This is a genomic window from Paraperibacillus marinus (genome assembly GCF_046237605.1).
Lineage (GTDB): Bacteria > Bacillota > Bacilli > Bacillales > DSM-1321 > Paraperibacillus > Paraperibacillus marinus.
This window is the reverse complement of record NZ_CP143542.1, coordinates 2,884,214-2,903,137: the sequence shown is the minus strand read 5'-3', so window position 1 is coordinate 2,903,137 and position 18,924 is coordinate 2,884,214. Positions and strand designations below refer to the sequence as shown.

The 18,924-nt window shown below is 47.3% G+C and carries 19 protein-coding genes; 16 read left to right on the top strand and 3 right to left on the bottom strand.

Annotated elements, in window-relative coordinates; translation table 11 throughout:
* Positions 1 to 3: 3 nt before the first annotated feature.
* The 5 genes from pknB (at position 4) to spoVM (ending at position 4,463) form a co-directional block, all read left to right on the top strand.
* Positions 4 to 2,013: a Stk1 family PASTA domain-containing Ser/Thr kinase gene (pknB, locus tag V1498_RS14610; protein WP_409294423.1), complete on the top strand. Its 2,010-nt coding sequence runs from the start codon at positions 4 to 6 to the stop codon at positions 2,011 to 2,013.
* Positions 2,014 to 2,062: 49 nt separating this feature from the next.
* Positions 2,063 to 2,944: a ribosome small subunit-dependent GTPase A gene (gene rsgA, locus V1498_RS14605; RefSeq protein WP_409294422.1), complete on the top strand. Its 882-nt coding sequence runs from the start codon at positions 2,063 to 2,065 to the stop codon at positions 2,942 to 2,944.
* A 6-nt stretch (positions 2,945 to 2,950) separates the two neighbouring features.
* On the top strand, positions 2,951 to 3,598 hold the full coding sequence (gene rpe / locus V1498_RS14600; protein ID WP_409294421.1) for a ribulose-phosphate 3-epimerase: 648 nt from the start codon (positions 2,951 to 2,953) through the stop codon (positions 3,596 to 3,598).
* Positions 3,599 to 3,617: 19 nt separating this feature from the next.
* Positions 3,618 to 4,298, top strand: coding sequence for a thiamine diphosphokinase (locus V1498_RS14595; protein ID WP_409294420.1), 681 nt, complete (start codon positions 3,618 to 3,620; stop codon positions 4,296 to 4,298).
* Positions 4,299 to 4,382: 84 nt separating this feature from the next.
* Complete coding sequence (spoVM, locus tag V1498_RS14590; RefSeq protein WP_409293277.1) at positions 4,383 to 4,463, top strand: stage V sporulation protein SpoVM; 81 nt, start codon at positions 4,383 to 4,385, stop codon at positions 4,461 to 4,463.
* Positions 4,464 to 5,117: 654 nt separating this feature from the next.
* On the opposite strand, the gene V1498_RS14585 is transcribed toward spoVM, so the two are convergent.
* Positions 5,118 to 6,281 carry an IS256 family transposase gene (locus V1498_RS14585; protein ID WP_409294419.1) on the bottom strand — a complete coding sequence of 388 codons (1,164 nt, stop codon included), beginning with the start codon at positions 6,279 to 6,281 and terminating at the stop codon, positions 5,118 to 5,120.
* Positions 6,282 to 6,502: 221 nt separating this feature from the next.
* Entirely contained in the window at positions 6,503 to 6,691 is a 189-nt protein-coding gene (gene rpmB / locus V1498_RS14580) for a 50S ribosomal protein L28 (RefSeq protein WP_409292193.1), read from the bottom strand.
* Between the two features lie 258 nt (positions 6,692 to 6,949).
* On the opposite strand from rpmB, the gene V1498_RS14575 reads away from it, so the two are divergent.
* From V1498_RS14575 to recG, 5 genes are all read left to right on the top strand, one after another.
* Positions 6,950 to 7,312 carry an Asp23/Gls24 family envelope stress response protein gene (locus V1498_RS14575; protein ID WP_409292195.1) on the top strand — a complete coding sequence of 121 codons (363 nt, stop codon included), beginning with the start codon at positions 6,950 to 6,952 and terminating at the stop codon, positions 7,310 to 7,312.
* A gap of 16 nt (positions 7,313 to 7,328) precedes the next feature.
* Positions 7,329 to 9,002, top strand: coding sequence for a DAK2 domain-containing protein (locus V1498_RS14570; RefSeq protein WP_409294418.1), 1,674 nt, complete (start codon positions 7,329 to 7,331; stop codon positions 9,000 to 9,002).
* A gap of 150 nt (positions 9,003 to 9,152) precedes the next feature.
* Positions 9,153 to 9,815, top strand: coding sequence for an L-serine ammonia-lyase, iron-sulfur-dependent subunit beta (gene sdaAB / locus V1498_RS14565; RefSeq protein ID WP_409294417.1), 663 nt, complete (start codon positions 9,153 to 9,155; stop codon positions 9,813 to 9,815).
* A gap of 13 nt (positions 9,816 to 9,828) precedes the next feature.
* The gene (gene sdaAA / locus V1498_RS14560) at positions 9,829 to 10,719 is read left to right on the top strand and encodes an L-serine ammonia-lyase, iron-sulfur-dependent, subunit alpha (protein ID WP_409294416.1); all 891 of its coding nucleotides are present in this window, start codon (positions 9,829 to 9,831) and stop codon (positions 10,717 to 10,719) included.
* Positions 10,716 to 12,764, top strand: coding sequence for an ATP-dependent DNA helicase RecG (gene recG, locus V1498_RS14555; RefSeq protein ID WP_409294415.1), 2,049 nt, complete (start codon positions 10,716 to 10,718; stop codon positions 12,762 to 12,764). Before sdaAA ends, recG begins: the two co-directional genes overlap by 4 nt.
* 37 nt (positions 12,765 to 12,801) lie before the next feature.
* Here the strand turns inward: recG and V1498_RS14550 are convergent, their stop codons facing one another.
* Positions 12,802 to 13,839 carry an aldose epimerase family protein gene (locus V1498_RS14550; RefSeq protein ID WP_409294414.1) on the bottom strand — a complete coding sequence of 346 codons (1,038 nt, stop codon included), beginning with the start codon at positions 13,837 to 13,839 and terminating at the stop codon, positions 12,802 to 12,804.
* Positions 13,840 to 14,391: 552 nt separating this feature from the next.
* Between V1498_RS14550 and fapR the strand changes: the two genes are divergently transcribed.
* The 6 genes from fapR (at position 14,392) to rnc (ending at position 18,919) form a co-directional block, all read left to right on the top strand.
* The gene (gene fapR, locus V1498_RS14545) at positions 14,392 to 14,967 is read left to right on the top strand and encodes a transcription factor FapR (RefSeq protein WP_409294413.1); all 576 of its coding nucleotides are present in this window, start codon (positions 14,392 to 14,394) and stop codon (positions 14,965 to 14,967) included.
* A gap of 1 nt (position 14,968) precedes the next feature.
* Entirely contained in the window at positions 14,969 to 15,967 is a 999-nt protein-coding gene (gene plsX, locus V1498_RS14540; protein WP_409294412.1) for a phosphate acyltransferase PlsX, read from the top strand.
* Positions 15,968 to 16,912: an ACP S-malonyltransferase gene (fabD, locus tag V1498_RS14535; protein ID WP_409294411.1), complete on the top strand. Its 945-nt coding sequence runs from the start codon at positions 15,968 to 15,970 to the stop codon at positions 16,910 to 16,912. It begins immediately after the preceding gene.
* Positions 16,912 to 17,655, top strand: coding sequence for a 3-oxoacyl-[acyl-carrier-protein] reductase (gene fabG / locus V1498_RS14530; protein ID WP_409294410.1), 744 nt, complete (start codon positions 16,912 to 16,914; stop codon positions 17,653 to 17,655). The genes fabD and fabG overlap by 1 nt, the downstream gene beginning before the upstream one ends.
* 149 nt (positions 17,656 to 17,804) lie before the next feature.
* Positions 17,805 to 18,038 carry an acyl carrier protein gene (locus V1498_RS14525; RefSeq protein WP_026692526.1) on the top strand — a complete coding sequence of 78 codons (234 nt, stop codon included), beginning with the start codon at positions 17,805 to 17,807 and terminating at the stop codon, positions 18,036 to 18,038.
* A 149-nt stretch (positions 18,039 to 18,187) separates the two neighbouring features.
* Positions 18,188 to 18,919, top strand: coding sequence for a ribonuclease III (gene rnc / locus V1498_RS14520; protein ID WP_409294409.1), 732 nt, complete (start codon positions 18,188 to 18,190; stop codon positions 18,917 to 18,919).
* The last annotated feature ends 5 nt before the right edge of the window (positions 18,920 to 18,924 follow it).

The following is an 18,924-nucleotide window of genomic DNA, read 5'->3' as shown; positions in this document are numbered from 1 at the left end:
TAAATGCTGATTGGAAAAAGAATAAGCGGCCGCTACAAGATCATCGAAATGATCGGCGGAGGTGGAATGGCCAATGTCTACCTGGCGCGGGATATGATCCTCGAACGGGAAGTGGCATTGAAAATACTGCGCATGGATTTTTCCAATGATGATGAATTCATAAAAAGGTTCAACCGTGAAGCCCATTCGGCAACAAGCCTGGCCCACCCAAACATTGTCAGCATTTATGATGTGGGTGTGGAGGATGACATCTATTATATTGTCATGGAGTATGTGAAAGGACTTACCCTTAAACAATACATACAGCAGCATTTTCCGATCCCTGTTGAAACGGCCATTAACATCATGGAACAGATTACCTCAGCTATTGCCCATGCCCATCAATACGGAATCATCCACAGGGACATAAAGCCGCAGAATATCCTTATAGACAGCCATGGAACAGTAAAGATTACGGACTTTGGAATCGCCATGGCCCTTAGTTCGACAAGCATCACCCAGACGAATGCAGTACTGGGTTCGGTACATTATCTTTCCCCGGAACAGGCGAGGGGAGGCATGGCGAATAAAACCTCTGATATTTATTCACTTGGAATCGTCATGTTTGAACTGTTGACTGGGAGGCTGCCTTTTTCAGGGGAATCCGCCATCTCCATTGCATTGAAGCACCTGCAGTCTGAGATGCCTTCACCGAAGAGATGGGCGCCTGATATTCCGCAGAGCGTAGCTAATTGCGTGCTTAAAGCATCCTCAAAGGACTCCTATCACCGCTATTCGTCAGCAGAGGAAATGGCCGAAGACTTGAGGTCTGCACTGGACCCTGCCAGGAAAAATGAAGCCCCCTTTCATGTGCCGGAAGATGAGGATGCTACAAAAGCAATTCCTGTGATCATGCCGGACCATAACGTACAGGATCTTGGTGAGACTCTTATCAGGGGTGCAGAAAGTGAGCCTGCAGGTACAGCAGAGTTTCCTGACGTCCAGGGTAAGGAAAAAAAGAAGATTAAGAGTAAGGATAGTGCAAAGGGAGAAAAGAAGAAAAAGAGATGGCCTGCGGTCCTTATTTCCTCTTTTCTTGTTTTGATCCTGCTTGGGGTGCTTGCCGTTACTGTCCTCCCGCAAATGATGGAGCCTAAGGACGTGAAGGTTCCGGACATCAAGGGGAAAAAGCTTGATGTGGCGATGAGTATGCTGTACGAAAAAGGCTTCAAGGTTGGGACAACAACAGAAATGTCCGATGATCAGATTGAACAGAATCATGTAATCAAAACCAGCCCTGAAATCGGTACCAGTGTAAAAGAAGGCAAGGAAATCGATATCATCATCAGCAGCGGCAAGAAAAAGAGCGAGCTCTCTGATTATGCCGGCCGGAATATCGATGACATCAAGGCCCTCCTTGAAAGCCAGGGCTATAAAGAGCCCCAGGTCAACCCGCAGACAGATGATAGTGAACCCGGCACGATTCTCGACCAGGACCCTGCTCCGGGGACCATGGTTGTGCCATCCGAGACAGAGCTGGATTTTACAATCAGCTCCGGTCCCCCTAAAATCGGGCTCAAGGATTTAAGTCAGTACAATAAGCAAAATCTTGAGGAATATGGATCGATAAATGGATTAGACATCGAAATTGCAGGGGAAGAATACAGTGATGAGGTGCCTGAGGGATTGGTGATCTCCCAGGAACCTGCCCCTGAATCTCAGGTTGTAAAAGGCGATAAAGTTAAAGTAATTATTTCTAAAGGCAAAGAAGAACCGCCGCCAAAGGAAGTAAGCAAAGAAATCACCATTGAGTATTCATCTGAAGCTGCCGGGCAGCCACAGGCCATCCAAATCTTTATAGGGGATCTTACAAACAGCATCAACGAACCATTTGATGAATTCACCATCACCAATACCCTTAAGAAGAAGCTTACCTTCACAGTGGCTCCTGGAAAAGAGGCAGTTTATAGAATAATGCGGGATAACAGTGTGATCGAGGAAGACTCGATACCTTATCCCGGGGAAGATTCATAATCAGGAAAGGGCGCCTTAAGGATGCGTCGCGAAAAAAAGGAGGGAAAATATGCCAGTTGGCAAAATAGTCAAAGCTCTCAGCGGGTTTTATTATGTTCTTGATGGAGAGCAGCTCGTACAATGCCGGGGCAGAGGAACATTTCGAAAAGATAAAATAACACCCTTGGTAGGTGATGAAGTGGTATATCAGGCCGACAATGATAAAGAAGGCTATGTTCTTGAAATCAAGAAAAGATTCAATGAATTGATCCGGCCGCCGATTGCGAATGTAGATCAGGCCATCCTTGTCTTCTCGGCCGTGGAGCCGGGCTTCAGCACCGTCCTCCTGGACCGGTTCCTGGTGCTGATCGAAGCCAATCATATCAGCCCGGTCATCTGCATTACGAAGGTGGACCTGCTTGATGCGGATGCGCTTGCTGCCATCCATGCGTACATTAAGGAATATTCGGCTATCGGCTACCCGGTGGTGGCGACTTCTTCAGTCACACAGGAAGGCGTAGAAAAGCTCCGGCCATATATACAAGACAGAACGAGCGTGGTGGCCGGACAGTCCGGTGTAGGGAAATCCACACTGCTGAATGCCCTGCGCCCGGGGCTTGATCTTAAGACAAATCATATTTCCCAGCATTTAGGGCGGGGAAAGCATACAACAAGGCATGTTGAGCTGATTCATATCAGCGGCGGCCTGGTGGCAGATACTCCGGGTTTCAGCTCTCTTGAATTTACCAATGTTGAACTGGAGGAACTTTCTTTTTGTTTTCCGGATATAAGGGAAATCAGCGAGCAATGCAAGTTTCGGGGCTGCCTGCATGACAAGGAGCCCAAATGCGCCGTTAAGGCGGCCTATGAATCCGGTGAGCTGCCATCTTACCGTTATGAGCACTATCTGGAATTCCTGCAGGAAATTAGAGACCGAAAGCCGAGGTATTAATATATTATGGTGAAAATAGCGCCATCCATACTATCAGCTGATTTTTCCAGGCTGGGTGAAGAGATAAAGGATGTAGAACGGGGAGGGGCGGATCTGATCCATGTGGATGTGATGGATGGACATTTTGTTCCGAACATCACCATCGGTCCCCTGATTGTGGAGGCTATCCGCCCGATCACGAAGCTTCCGCTTGATGTACACTTAATGATCGAGGACCCTGACCGGTATATCGAGGCCTTTGCCAATGCAGGGGCAGACTATATTACCGTTCATGCAGAAGCCTGCATACATCTCGACAGGACCATTTCTTTCATCAAGTCCCTTGGTGTAAAAGCAGGGGTGGTACTGAATCCTGCTACGCCTGTAGAGATGATACAGCATGTCCTCGAAGACCTCGATATGGTGCTGCTCATGAGCGTGAATCCCGGGTTTGGGGGCCAGTCCTTCATACCGCGTGTGCTCAAGAAAATTAAGCAAGTCAGGGAGATGGCAGACAAGCTGGGTCTCCACTCCCTTGAAATCGAGGTGGACGGCGGTGTGAACAAAGAAACAGCCGGCCAATGCATCGACCATGGTGCCACCATTTTAGTAGCTGGGTCGGCTGTCTATGATGAATCCGACCGCTCTAAAGCTATCGCAGTTTTGAAAGGGTAGAAAAATCGTAAAGAGGCTGATGATCAGTCTCTTTTTCGTAGGGGGAATTCTTTTGAAAATATACATCCTGGCTGGAGGACCCATCCAATATGTCCCTGATCTGAATAACATGAACGAAAGCGGCATAATCTGGGCTGGGGTCGACAGGGGAGTCCATCACCTTCTGTCAATGGGAATTCCCCCTTCAGAAGCTTTTGGGGACTTCGATTCAGTCACAGAAGCTGAACTCAGCCTCATGCGTGAAAAGCTCGTACACCTCAACATGTATCCCGCTGAAAAGAACCAGACTGACCTTGAAATCGCGCTTGAATGGGCAGCGGGGCAAAAGCCGGATGAAATCCTGTTATTCGGCGCAACCGGAGGCAGAGCCGACCATTATCTGGGCAACATCCAGCTCCTTGCCCGCCATATCCAGGACGAACCGGGCACAAGAATCTGCATGGTTGATAAAACCAACCGGATCTTTGCCGCCAGACCCGGCACCTATACTTTGACGAAGGAAGAAGATAAAAAATATATTTCTTTTATCCCCCTCACGCCTGAGGTAAAAGCAATTACCCTGAAAAGATTCAAGTACCCTCTCGAAAACAGGAATATAAAGCTCGGGTCCACACTATGTATTAGTAATGAACTTCTGTATGAAGAAGGTACTTTTTCATTCAAGGAAGGCATATTATTGGTGGTAAGAAGCAGCGATTAAATCACTCTTATAAGAGTGGATATCTCTTCCTATATCCGCTAATAAGTTGAATAATCAGTGTGAGATTTTGTGAGGAGGGGCTTTATGAAATTTTATACGATTAAACTACCAAGATTCTTGGGCGGTTTGGTTAGGGCCTGTCTGGGAATGTTCAAAAAAGAGTAGTGCGCGCACTAATTAATTTATGAATTCATGATGGACACCCTCATGTAGGATGGATGGGGGTGTTTTTTCCATGGAGGCAGGTGCAGGGGCTTTGGGAGAAGATAACTTTTGACGGAACAGCTTAAGAAGAATAGCAGATTTAGGAATTTCGCAGCGTTTTGGCTGAAAGGCTGACAGCAGGACTGATATAGATACTGTCATCACAGCAGGGCATCAGAAAAGAGAAGGAAACAGCATAAATTTTGCTATTTACTGACCGGATGCAGAGGATTACTCGCGGAAACGGAATTTACCCGCTGAACCGGGCAGTTTACTCGCGGAAAAAGGAAATTTACTCGCCGAACCGGGCAGCTTACTCGCGGAAAAAGGGAATTTACCCGCCGAACCGGGCGGCTTACTCGCGGAAAAAGGAAATTTACTCGCCGAGCCCAAACATAACAGTCAAGTCCATACAATTGTGTAAATTTAACTACAACTGTTTTCACTTATTTAATTGTTTAATCAATTGCACTACCATTACATTTTTTTTGCGAAACTTCCATGGTGTTTTTTCTACATATCCGGAGAGGGCTGTCAAAGGCTCCTCACTTTGACAGCCCTCTCCGGATATGTGATCCTTCCAAGATGGAAGTGGAGCGAAAAAATAAAGCTGTCTTAGCGGCTTAATGTCTTCCTTTTGGAGTAGACGTCTTGATATTGCATAAGTACCGCTCCAGTCAATCGAAAAGCAGATTGTGTATTGGGAAAGATTCGGATTACTTTTTCCCTTCTTCGAACTTCCTGGTTCAGCCTTTCGAGTGAGTTGGTACTTCGGATGTGGGGATGTATATTCTCTGGAAAGTCCAAGTATTGAATGGCATCTTCGAAGCCGTCATCTAATGTGGTTAGGGCTTTGTCAAACTTAGGTTCCTCTTCAAATTTTTTTAGTAATTCATCCTTAAATCGGCGTGCATCCTCTATAGTCACAGCTTCAAAAACCCGTTTGATCATGGTGCGTATCTCTGCGGTGTCTTTCTTAGCCAGGCTGCTGGTGATATTGCGTTTAAAATGTACGGTACACCTCTGCCAGGCGGTTCCGATAAAGTCACGCTGTATTGCCTTTTGCAGGCCCAGATGGGCATCTGAGATGACCAGTTTGGGTGATTGGAGGCCACGGGACTTCAACTGTTGGAAGAAACGGCTCCAGCTCTCAAAGTCTTCGGCGTGATCAACACTCAGACCAAGAATTTCGCGTGTGTTCTTCTCTGTGATAGCAGTTGCGATATAGACAGCTTTGGATACTACCCTTTTGTGTTCACGGACCTTTATATACATGGCATCTACAAATACATAGGGATAGTACATGACATTTAACGGGCGCTTAGCCCAATCATTAATAATGGGATCGAGCTTTTGGGTGAGGGAAGATACAAATGATTTTGAAACATTTTCACCGCAAAGCTGCTCAACAATGTTAGTGACCTTACGGGTGGAGACTCCGTTAATAACCATCTCTAGCATGGAAAGCATCAGTGCCTGATTACAGCGAGCATACTTTTCAAAAATAGACGTGGAAAACTCTCCGTTACGAGTCCGGGGCACCTTGAGCTTAAGCTTGCCAATTCCAAGCAATAACTCACGTTCATAGTAGCCGTTTCGATAATCCTGACGCTCTGGAGAGCGTTCATAGGCACCCGCCTTAAGATGATCGTCCCTTTCCTTTTCCATGATTTCATTGAGTACCAGGACCAGTGCGGATTTTACAACCATATCAAGGTTTGAGTTAACAATCGATTCTTTTAAATCGTCCATATTTAGGCTAAACTGTAACTGAGTCATTTATATTCCTCTTTTCATTGTTTATCGTGGTTGAAAACAGTGTTGCCAAGAGTGAATAAAATGACTCTTTCTTTTTACACAATTATATGGACTTAATCAACATAACCCTGCAAAATTGTCTGATTTCTACTAAACTGCAGCATTTGGAGAATCCCGGGCCTGAATAAAGCATCGGGGTTTATACTGAAAACAAAAAAGGCACCCTGCTGGATGCCGTCGTTTTATACGCGTTCTACTTTGCCTGATCTTAGAGCTCTTGCAGAAACGTATACACGTTTTGGTTTTCCGTCAACTAGAATACGAACCTTTTGAAGGTTAGCACCCCAAGTACGTTTGTTAGCGTTCATTGCGTGTGAGCGGCTGTTGCCGGAACGAGTTCCTTTGCCTGTGATTACACATTTGCGTGCCATGATTTTATTCCCTCCTAACTACGAACATGCTTAAGTTATTTATAATTCTCTTAAGTCTTTAGAAACACTTTAATAATTTAACATACATAAAAGCAGAATGCAATAGTTCTGATAACTACTTTCAAGAAAAGAACCTTGACACACAGAATGGAGCCTTGCTTTATAATAAACATGAGCACTGTTGGACTTTCAAATCTGATGTTACTATAGTACAATGGTCTGTAGCTAATGAGTTTTTCTCAGGAAGGGGAAGATACTATGTCCATAGAGTTAAATAATAAGTTCGGTCAAATAGATATATCCAATGACGTGATTGCCACCATAGCGGGCGGGGCGGCAATTGATTGTTATGGGATCGTGGGTATGGCTTCCAAGAAACAATTAAAAGATGGTATAGCTGAGATACTCCGCAGAGAGAATTTCACAAAAGGAGTTATTGTACGTCAGGAGAATGAACAGGTTCATATTGATATGTACATAATCGTCAGCTATGGCACGAAAATCTCTGAAATAGCTCATAATGTTCAATCAAAAGTAAAGTACACCCTGGACAAAACAATGGGTCTGGAAGTTGATTCCGTTAATATTTTTGTGCAGGGAGTTCGTGTAACGAACCCTTAGTAAGGAGGAAACATTCGTGTCAATTACTAGCTTAGATGGAAAACGTTTCGCCGAGATGGTGCTCAAAGGGGCCAATAATCTTACGGCAAATGCAAATTATGTGGACGCATTGAACGTTTTCCCTGTTCCTGATGGGGATACTGGTACCAATATGAACCTGTCCATGACGTCGGGTGCAAAAGAAGTGAAAAATAATGTTCAGGACCATATCGGAAAAGTGGGGAATGCCCTTGCAAAAGGCCTGCTTATGGGAGCCCGGGGAAACTCCGGTGTCATCCTTTCCCAGCTGTTCCGCGGTTTTGCTAAATCAATAGAAGGCAAGCCATTCATCAACAGCAAGGAATTTGCATCTGCATTTGAGGCGGGAGTGGAGACTGCCTATAAAGCTGTCATGAAGCCGGTCGAAGGAACAATCCTTACTGTTGCCAAGGACGCAGCCCGTGCTGCGGTTTCTTCTGCAAAGGAAAAAGAAGATATTGTGACCGTGATGGAGCATATCGTCAAGGAAGCGAGGGCTTCTTTAAACAGGACTCCAGATCTTCTGCCGGTACTGAAGGAAGTAGGCGTGGTAGACAGCGGCGGTCAGGGGCTTCTTTTCGTTTATGAAGGATTTCTTGCTGAATTGAAAGGCGAGGAAATTGAAGGCACTCCTCACGCACATGCTACCATGGACGAACTGGTCAGCGCCGAACACCATAAATCTGTTCAGGGACATATCAATACAGCCGATATAGAATTCGGCTACTGCACAGAGTTCATGGTCAAGTTTGAGGATGACAAGCTTTCAAAGAATCCTTTTTCCGAAGAGGACTTCCGGAACCATTTAAGCGGATACGGTGATTCTCTGCTTGTTGTCTCTGATGAGGAAATAGTGAAAGTTCACATTCACTCGGAACAGCCTGGTGAGTGCCTGTCTTATGGACAGAACTTCGGAAGCCTGATTAAAATCAAGATCGACAACATGCGCCAGCAGCACGAATCCATCGTCGGCGAAACACATAACGACCTTTCAAGGACAGCACCTCTTGAGAAAGAGGAATTCGGTGTAGTTGCAGTTGCCATGGGCTCAGGCATCCGCGATCTCTTCAAAAGCATCGGTGCTAAGTCGGTGATTGAGGGCGGACAGACCATGAATCCGAGCACAGAGGATATTCTTCAGGCCATTAAGGAAGCCAACGCACGAAATATCATCATCCTTCCTAACAACAAGAATATCATTATGGCAGCCCAGCAGGCAGCAGAGGTGGCTGAAGAGAAGGTGATTGTCATCCCTTCTAAAACAGTGCCGCAGGGAATGACAGCACTGCTTGCTTTCAATCCGGCATCTTCGGTTTCGGAAAATGAAGACAATATGAATGAAGCTCTGGGCCATGTGAAGACCGGTCAGATCACTTACGCAGTAAGAGATACACAAATTGACGGTCTCGATATTTCAACAGGAGACTTCATGGGGATTGCAGAGGGTAAAATCACTGTCAAGAACCAGGATAAGCTTCAGGCAGCAAAGGAACTTCTTGCTTCCATGCTTGATGATGATGCCGAGATTCTGACTATCATTTACGGCGAAGAAGCCAATGAGGAAGAAGTTGAAGAAATCCAGGGCTATTGCGAGGATCTTTTTGAAGATCTGGAAGTTGAAGTGCACAATGGAAAACAGCCGCTCTATCCTTTTATCTTCTCCATTGAATAAATGCGTACCGGCATGATATGATTTTAAGTGGGACTGGCTCTAGCGGGGCCAGTTCTTTTCTATGTGTAAAAAGCTTTTCTAATTCCATTTTTTCCGTTATGCTTTTCTTGCCGTATTTTTTAAAATAACAGTCTCTGGGAGGAAACCAGAATGAAATATAAAAGCGTGTTTGACATTATTGGACCGATTATGATCGGCCCTTCGAGTTCACATACTGCAGGAGCTGCCAGGATCGGCAGGATGGCGCGCAGCCTGTTCGGCCGGGAGCCGCAGTGGGCAGAAATCTCCTTTTATGGCTCATTTGCCAAAACATATAAGGGCCATGGAACGGATGTGGCTGTGGTCGGGGGACTGCTGGACTTCGATACCTTTGATGAGCGCATCATTGAAGCCCTGGACCTTGCCGGGGAAAAAGGGATGAAAATTACCTTCAGCGAAGAAGAAGAGATAACCGAACATCCTAATACTGCGAGAATCCGTATCGGTGATGGGGATGGCGAACTCGAGCTTGTCGGCATTTCGATCGGCGGAGGAAAAATTGAGATCATCGAGCTTAATGGCTTTGAATTGAAGCTGACCGGACATGACCCTGCCATACTCGTGGTTCATGAAGACAGGTTCGGGGCGATTGCCGCAGTAGCCGCTGTCCTGGCCAAGCATAAAATCAATATTGCCCACATGGATGTTTCGCGTAAGGAAAAAGGGAAAATGGCGTTAATGACGATTGAAGTGGATCAAAATATAGATATAGTGGTAATGGATGAAATAAAAGCGCTTCCAAATATAAAAAATGTAACTAAAATTGTAGATTAAGAGAGGTAGCCATATGTTCAGGAACGTAGCAGAATTAGTGGAACTGGCAGAAAGCCAGGGGAAAAAGATTTCCCATATTATGATTGAACAGGAAATGCAAGTCACCGGCCGGACATGGGATGAAGTTGTCGGCTTGATGGATAAAAACCTGGAAGTCATGGAAAAGGCGATTGAAAAGGGACTGAATGGAGTGAAGTCTCATTCCGGCCTGACAGGCGGCGATGCAGTCCTTATGCAGGAGTACATCAAGAAAGGGAATTTCCTCTCGGGAGAAGTCCTGTTGGATGCAGTCAGCAAGGCGGTTGCGACCAATGAAGTAAATGCGGCGATGGGTACAATCTGCGCCACTCCGACCGCCGGGTCTGCCGGGGTTGTGCCAGGTACCTTGTTTGCCGTGAAGAACAAACTGAAGCCAACCCGGGAACAAATGATTGAATTTTTATTCGCTTCAGGGGCATTTGGCTTTGTTGTTGCAAATAATGCTTCCATCTCAGGCGCCGCGGGCGGCTGCCAGGCTGAAGTCGGATCGGCTGCCGGCATGGCTGCAGCGGCCATTGTCGAGCTTGCCGGCGGAACACCTTCGCAGAGTGCCGAGGCAATGGCAATCACGCTCAAGAATATGCTTGGCCTTGTATGTGACCCGGTAGCAGGACTGGTTGAAGTACCGTGTGTAAAAAGAAATGCCATGGGCGCAGCCAATGCCATGGTGGCTGCCGATATGGCACTTGCCGGGATCACAAGCCGCATCCCATGTGATGAAGTAATATCAGCGATGTATAAAATTGGCCTTTCCATGCCATCTGCGCTTCGTGAAACAGCACTTGGCGGCCTTGCTGCGACTCCGACCGGACGGGAGCTGGAAGCTAAAATCTTTGGCATCTCATTGGAAGAGAAGAAAAAGTGAACGATTTAACCAAGCTTCCAGTTAACACGGTCAAAGGGGTAGGGGAGGAAACAGCAGCCCAATTGAATGACATGCAGATATACAGTGTGATGGATCTCTTTGAGCATTTTCCATATCGTTATGAGGATTACCGCTTGAAGGACCTGGCGGAAGTAGAGCATGAAGAGAGGGTAACTGTGGAAGGGGTCGTGCACAGCGAGCCTTCTCTTGTTTATTTTGGGAAGAAAAAATCAAGGCTGACACTCCGGATTTTAGTTGGGCGCTACTTGATTACCGGAACCTTCTTCAATCAGCCCTATCTGAAGAAGAAATTTTCCATCGGGCAGCACATCACGGTAACGGGAAAGTGGGACAAGCACCGTCAGACAATCACCATTTCTGAGCATTCAGCAGGCACCGCAGAACGGGAACATAACTTTGAACCGGTGTATGCCGTCAAGGGCGAACTGAGCGTCAAAAGCCTCCGGCGCTACCTGGCTGCTGCATTCAATGAATTTGGCCATGAAATCCATGAAATCCTGCCTCTAGAACTTTTGACAGAATATAAGCTTTTGCCGCGGAAGGATGCGTTCCGGGCACTTCATTTTCCGGCAGGTGAGAGAGATTTAAAACATTCAAGGCGCAGGATAGTATATGAAGAATTTCTATTATTCCAGCTGAAGATGCAGGCGATCCGGAAAGTGCAGCGTGAGCAGTCGCAGGGGATGAGGCAGGACTATAAAATTGCCCGGTTAAAGGCATTCATTGAGGGCCTGCCCTTTCCGCTCACTGGTGCCCAAAAACGGGTGGTAAACGAAATCCTCTCCGATATGAAATCGCCTTATCGGATGAACAGGCTGCTTCAGGGAGATGTAGGTTCGGGCAAGACAGTCGTCTCAGCTGTCGGTTTGTTTGCTTCCCACAGTGCGGGCTATCAGGGTGCCCTTATGGTGCCGACAGAAATCCTGGCCGAACAGCATGCATCCTCCCTTTACGAAATGCTGAATCCGCATGGCATTGAAATAGCCCTGCTGACTTCCTCCGTCAAAGGTAAGCGGAGAAGGGAAATCCTTGAACGGCTGGCTTCTGGTGAGATTCATATTTTAATAGGCACCCATGCTCTTATCCAGGACGAAGTGAACTTTCACAACCTGGGTCTTGTAATTACCGATGAACAGCACCGTTTTGGTGTGGAACAGAGACGGATTCTTCGGGAAAAAGGGGAAAGCCCTGATGTACTGTTCATGACGGCTACCCCGATACCAAGAACATTGGCGATTACGGCATTCGGCGAAATGGACGTATCCATCATCGATGAAATGCCGGCAGGAAGGAAAAAGATTGAAACGTACTGGACTAAGCATGATACCTTGGACCGGGTCCTTGCCTTTGTAGAAAAGGAACTGAGAATGGGGCGCCAGGCATATGTCATCTGCCCGCTCATCGAGGAGTCAGAAAAATTGGATCTGCAGAACGCACTCGATGTCCACGGGACGCTGACACAGTACTTCGGCGGACGCTTTTCTGTCGGATTAATGCACGGAAAGCTTCCCGCTTCTGAAAAAGATGAAGTTATGCGGGATTTCAGCCAAAACAAACTTCAAGTCCTTGTGTCGACCACCGTTGTCGAGGTTGGTGTGAATGTACCGAATGCAACCGTCATGGTCATTTATGATGCTGAGCGGTTCGGGCTCTCGCAGCTTCACCAGCTCCGGGGCAGGGTCGGACGGGGCAGTGACCAATCCTACTGTATTCTGATTGCAGACCCGAAGAATGAAGTGGGCAAGGAACGTATGAAAATCATGTCGGAAACTAATGATGGTTTCGTCCTGTCTGAAAAAGATCTTGAATTAAGAGGGCCTGGTGACTTCTTCGGGAAAAAGCAGAGCGGTGTGCCAGAGTTCAAAATGGCCGATATGATCCATGATTACCGGGCCCTTGAAGTCGCCAGGAATGATGCGGTAACGATGATCAATTCTGAGGCTTTCTGGCAGGAAGACCAATATTCACATCTGAGGGAATCCCTGAGAAAGGCAGGAGTGCTTTCTGGGGATAAATTGGATTGAAAAAACGGCTGAACCCGTCCTGCGGGCCAGCCGTTTCTTATTTTGCGGTGCTGAAAGAGAAGACGGTCGTCTTATCATACTCCTCCCCGGCCTTCAATGTGACGGTGGGCAGTCCGCTTTGATGAAGCGCAGCCGGAGGTGCCTGGGTTTCAAAGCATACGCCTAAATATTTTCGGGATGCCGTCTCCCTCAGCTGTAAATCCTCTCCCAAACCATTCGAGGTGTACAAAACCATGCCGGGCTGATTGGTCTCAACGGCCATTACCCTTCCGCTGGCCGGTTCTTCAAGAATTGCCTGCGCTTCTCTCGCTCTATCAAAAATGAAATGGTGGTCATAACCTCCGCCTGCTATCTCGTTCTGTTCCAGGACGCTGTTCAGCCCATCGCCAAGCCTCCGCCGGTTTCGGAAATCAAAAGGGGTATCCGTGACATCAAGCAGGCTGCCAGTCGGGATGAGCTCATCATTCAATTCTATGAATTTGCTGCTGTCCATTGTCAAATAATGATCATGAACGGTATCCTTTAAATTACCGCTCAAATTGAAGTATGTATGATTGGTCAATGCCATGGGAGTTGCCTGATCACATACGGCAGAATAATGGATGCTGAACTGATTATGATTATTCAGCTGATAAGTCACCGTAATATCGGCATTGCCCGGATAGCCGCCTTCCCCATTCTCGCTTCTGTAGGTAAGCTTAAGCCCGGCCGTATCTTCGGTCTGCAACGGGGCTGCCTTCCACAGCACCTGGTGCAAACCTTCCGGGCCGCCATGCAGGTGATTTTCCTCATTATTGGCATCCAGCTCATAAATCTTATCATTCAGCTGGAACGCTGCGGCACGGATCCTTCCTGCAACCCTGCCGATGAGAGCTCCGAAATAATTCGGATTATCTTGATAATCGGCATAGTCCCTGTATCCGAGGACTATATTTTCTAAAGTGCCATCCCGGTCAGGCACCAGCATCCTTGTAATGATTCCTCCGAAGTCCAATATACTGACACTCATTCCGTGATCATTGGTCAGTGTATACTCCGTCCATCTGTCTGCGGCTCTTTCAGATTGAACTTTCATATTCATCACCTGCTTTTATGTAGTAAGAACTTGGTAACCTATACCCATCCAGGTGGCCTTTATAATCTTTTTATCTTCCGGGAAGGATGCAGTCTGCCTGATTTTTATCTAAAAGGTACCTTTTTCTGTAATAGGAAACCACGGGTATGCTAAAAAAGAGGGCGTTTTTAATTCTTGAATGGCTGATATTCGCGGCTGCAGTTCCTTACCCGCAGTTTTCCTAATTTACAGACGGACAGAGTATCCAGCTAGACACCGCACATTCTTTACCATAACAAAGATGAACACAAGTCCCTATGTTGTATCATACAGCGCAAGACAGATCCTCCAAGTCAAAAGCCTGCCCATGGCAAGAAAGAATGCTTACCCCTGAATTGTCCGGCTAAAACTGTCCGGTCCGGGGCAAACTATGGATTTTCGCTCAGTTTATTCTGCTTTTATGGTGATTTGTTTTTGCAGGCACCGCTTTCCGCTTTTATCGTTGCAATATCTGTTATGTCTATATATACTACTGTTAGTACCTAGTCATAATAGTGCGGTGGTGACCATAATTTGCGTCGGAGCAAAAAGGAGCGCCAGCAGCTGCTGGTGGAGACGATTGAAGAGAATCCTTTTATTACGGATGAAGAGCTCGCTGCAAGGTTTAAGGTAAGTGTGCAGACGGTGCGGCTTGACCGCCTGGAGCTGGCGATTCCTGAACTGAGGGAACGGATTAAGAATGTTGCTGAGAAGAAGCTCAGCGATGAAATTATTGCTTTGCCTATCGATGAGATCATCGGTGAAATTATAGATATCGAGCTGGACCAGAGTGCGATATCGATATTCGATGTCAAGCACGAGCATGTATTTAAACGGAATGGGATTGCAAGGGGCCATCATCTCTTTGCCCAGGCAAATTCACTGGCAGTCGCCCTCATAAACGATGAGCTGGCTTTGACGGCCAAGGCAGGCATCCAGTTTACCAGGCAGGTTAGAGAGAATGAAAGAGTCGTGGCAAAAGCCAGGGTAGTGGACCGGGCAGCTGCCGGCAGGACTCTTGTAGAAGTGATGAGCTATGTTGGTACTGAGCTTGTGTTCAAAGGCCAGTTCGAAATGTACCGGTCCCATAAAGACGAAAAGGATGAGTAACATGAGAATTGCTATAGATGCAATGGGCGGGGACAACGCGCCTAAAGAAATCGTGCAGGGAGCAGTCAAAGCAGCAGGGAAGTTCCCTGATATAGAAATCCAGCTGTACGGAAGGGAAGAAAAAGTCAGGGAATACCTGCCGTCCGGAAGCCGCATTAAGGTCATTCATGCCGAAGAGGAGATACTGGCAGAAGATGAGCCTGTGCGTGCGGTAAGGAGGAAGAAGCAGGCATCCATGGTGCTTGCCGCCCAGGCGGTCAAGGACGGTGCGGCTGATGCCTGCATCTCGGCAGGGAATACGGGCGCCCTGATGGCTGCGGGATTATTCATTGTCGGCCGCATTCAGGGGATTGAACGCCCAGCCCTGTCTCCGACCCTTCCGACAATAGACGGCCAAGGCTTTGTCCTGCTTGATGTAGGTGCCAATGCAGATGCAAAGCCCGAGCATCTTCTCCAGTATGCATATATGGGTTCCGCATATGCCGAGAAGGTGAGGGGCATCCGGAATCCGAGAGTCGGACTCTTGAATATCGGGACAGAAGAGAAAAAAGGGAATGAGCTCACAAAGGCAGCCTTTGGCCTCTTAAAGGACAGCGGGCTGAACTTTGCCGGCAATGTGGAAGCCCGGGATCTGCTTAATGGAGTGGCAGATGTGGTGGTTACGGATGGATTTACAGGAAATATGGTGCTCAAGACAACAGAGGGAACTGCACTCGGCATGTTCCAGATGCTGAAGACCGCCTTGACGAGCAATGTTAAAAGCAAACTTGCTGCAGCAGTATTGAAGCCGCAGTTCAAGGAACTTAAAGGCAAGCTTGATTACTCCGAATATGGAGGGGCAGGATTGTTCGGCTTGAGTGCGCCGGTGATTAAGGCACATGGTTCATCTGATGCGAATGCCGTGTACAATGCGATCCGCCAGACCAGGGATATGGTATTGAATGATGTCTCGGGCGCGATCAGTTCCATGATTGACAGAGATAAGTTAGGGGGAGAATAAATGGGAAAAATAGCATTCGTTTTCCCCGGCCAGGGCTCACAGGCGGCTGGCATGGGAAAAGATCTGTATGAAAGCCATGAAAGTGTTAAGAGAATCTTTGATGAGGCAGACTCAAGACTAGGCTTCCAGCTGTCAAAAGTGATCTTTGAAGGAACCCAGGAAGAGCTGACCAAAACCACAAATGCCCAGCCTGCGCTGCTTACTATGAGTACAGCGGTCCTTACGCTGCTTGAAGAAGCTGGGATCGCCCCGGATTATACAGCCGGGCATAGCCTTGGCGAATATTCTGCCCTGGTTGCATCCGGCGCTTTTTCTTTCAGCGACGGAGTGTATGCAGTCAGGAAAAGAGGCGAATACATGGAAGCGGCCGTCCCGGATGGCCAGGGCTCCATGGCTGCAGTACTCGGCCTTGACCGCGAAAAGCTGGCAGCAGTAACAGAAAAAGTTACCAATGACGGTGACTCAGTCCAACTCGCCAATATTAACTGTCCAGGTCAGATTGTAATATCCGGGACTGCAGCCGGAGTACAGAAAGCAGGAGAAGCGGCAAAACAGGAGGGGGCAAAGCGTGTGATTCCCCTTGAAGTGAGCGGGCCTTTCCATTCGCAGCTGATGAAGCCTGCAGCCGGCAGGTTCGAGGCAGTACTAGATTCCATACATATTAATAATGCTTCCGTTCCTGTCATTTCGAATGTTACATCAAAGCCGATGAATTCACCGCAGGAGATAAAGGAGAGGCTGATACAGCAGCTGTATTCTCCTGTGTTATGGGAAGATTCTGTCCGCTGCCTCCTTGATGCAGGCGTGGATACATTTGTTGAAATCGGTCCTGGAAAAGTCCTGTCAGGCCTGGTAAAAAAAATCGACCGCCAGGCTGCAGTCCTGAACATCAATGACCAGGACAGCCTTGAAAAGGCACTTGAAGTGTTAAAGGGGAGAAAATAATGAGACTAGCCGGCAATAATGTTTTAGTTACAGGTGCATCCCGTGGGATCGGACGGGAAATCGCCCTTGAAATGGCAAGAGAGGGCGCCAATGTCGCTGTGAATTTTGCAGGGAGTGAAGCCCGGGCACTTGAAGTGGTTTCTGATATCAAGGCGCTGGGCAGGGAATCATTCGCTATTCAGTGTGATGTTTCCGATAGTGAATCTGTCAGCCAGATGATCAAGGAAACGATCAGCCGCTTCGGCAGCATCGATATTTTGGTGAATAATGCAGGCATCACGAAAGACAACCTGCTGATGAGGATGAAAGAGGAAGAGTGGGATGATGTGATCAACATCAATCTAAAGGGCGTGTTCCTTTGCACGAAGGCTGTTTCACGTCCGATGATGAAGCAGAGATCGGGCAAGATCATCAATGTGGCATCCATTGTCGGCGTCAGCGGGAATGCCGGCCAGGCAAACTACGTTGCTGCTAAGGCCGGCGTTATCGGCCTGACCAAAACAACTGCGAAGGAGCTGTCAGCCAGGGGAATCCTTGTAAACGCCATTGCCCCGGGTTTCATCTCAACAGATATGACCGACAAGCTTACTGAGGAGACGAGGGAAGCCATGCTTCAACAGATTCCGCTTGCCCGTCTCGGTGACCCGTCCGACATTGCACGAGTAGCTGTATTCCTGGGGTCTGATGACAGTGCCTATATGACAGGGCAGACGCTGCATGTAGACGGCGGGATGGTTATGTAAGGATCCAGGCTCCCTTGCAGGTGCTGCCTGCCAAATACACGGCCATGTCCCGGCCTGCCTTGTTACGGAAAAATAATGATTTCTCCGCCAATTAAGGATTTATTATTTAAACGAAATACTCTATAATGACTTGAGGGGAGGTGAATAAAATGGCAGAAGTTCTTGAACGCGTAACAAAGATTGTCGTTGACCGTTTAGGAGTCGATGAGTCCGAAGTAAAACTCGAAGCTTCTTTCAAAGACGACCTTGGTGCCGATTCCCTTGATGTAGTTGAACTTGTAATGGAACTGGAAGATGAATTCGGAATGGAAATTTCCGATGATGACGCAGAAAAGATCGTCACAGTTGGAGACGCTGTGAATTACATACAAAGCACTATGTAATCCAATGTTTCTTAGAATTCAGGTGAAGCAGAGAAAGCTCCGTTTATGACGGAGCTTTCTTTCAAATCGTACAGGGTAAGGCATTTAAATCAAAATATGTTCTAAATAATCAAATTTGGATTATTTTTTAAAAATTGGCGGAGGGTTTTATGCGAAGGAATGGCAGGAAACACAAAACATCACAAAAAGACTATATATTTAAAAGCTTTCAGGAACGCATGGGTTTTATGTTCACGAATGAACAGCTTTTAAAGCAGGCATTTACCCATTCATCCTATGTGAATGAGCATCGCCGCAAGCCTTATGAAGATAATGAAAGGCTTGAATTTTTAGGAGACGCCGTACTGGAATTGACTGTTTCTCAATACTTGTTCAAAAAATATGCCACCATGTCTGAAGGGGAATTAACCAAGCTCAGGGCAGCAATCGTTTGTGAGCCATCTCTTGTGGGCTTTGCAAATGATCATTCTTTTGGTGAGCTGATCCTGCTTGGAAAAGGCGAGGAAATGACAGGCGGAAGGTCAAGGCCGGCACTGCTCGCGGATGTCTTTGAGGCATTCATCGGTGCATTGTATCTCGACCAGGGTCTTGAAACGGTTGTTCAGTTTTTAGAAAAGACGGTCTTCCCTAAGATTAATGAGGGTGCTTTTTCTCATGTGATGGATTACAAAAGCCAGCTGCAGGAGCTTATTCAGCGCGACGGATCAGGGGCGCTTGAATATAAAATCCTGCAGGAAAAGGGGCCGGCCCATAACCGGGAGTTTGTGTCAACTGTCCTTTTGAACGGCAAAGAGCTGGGCACGGGTTCCGGCCGGTCGAAAAAAGAAGCGGAGCAGCATGCTGCACAGCAGGCATTACTGACATTCAAAGACAGCAAGTGAGAACG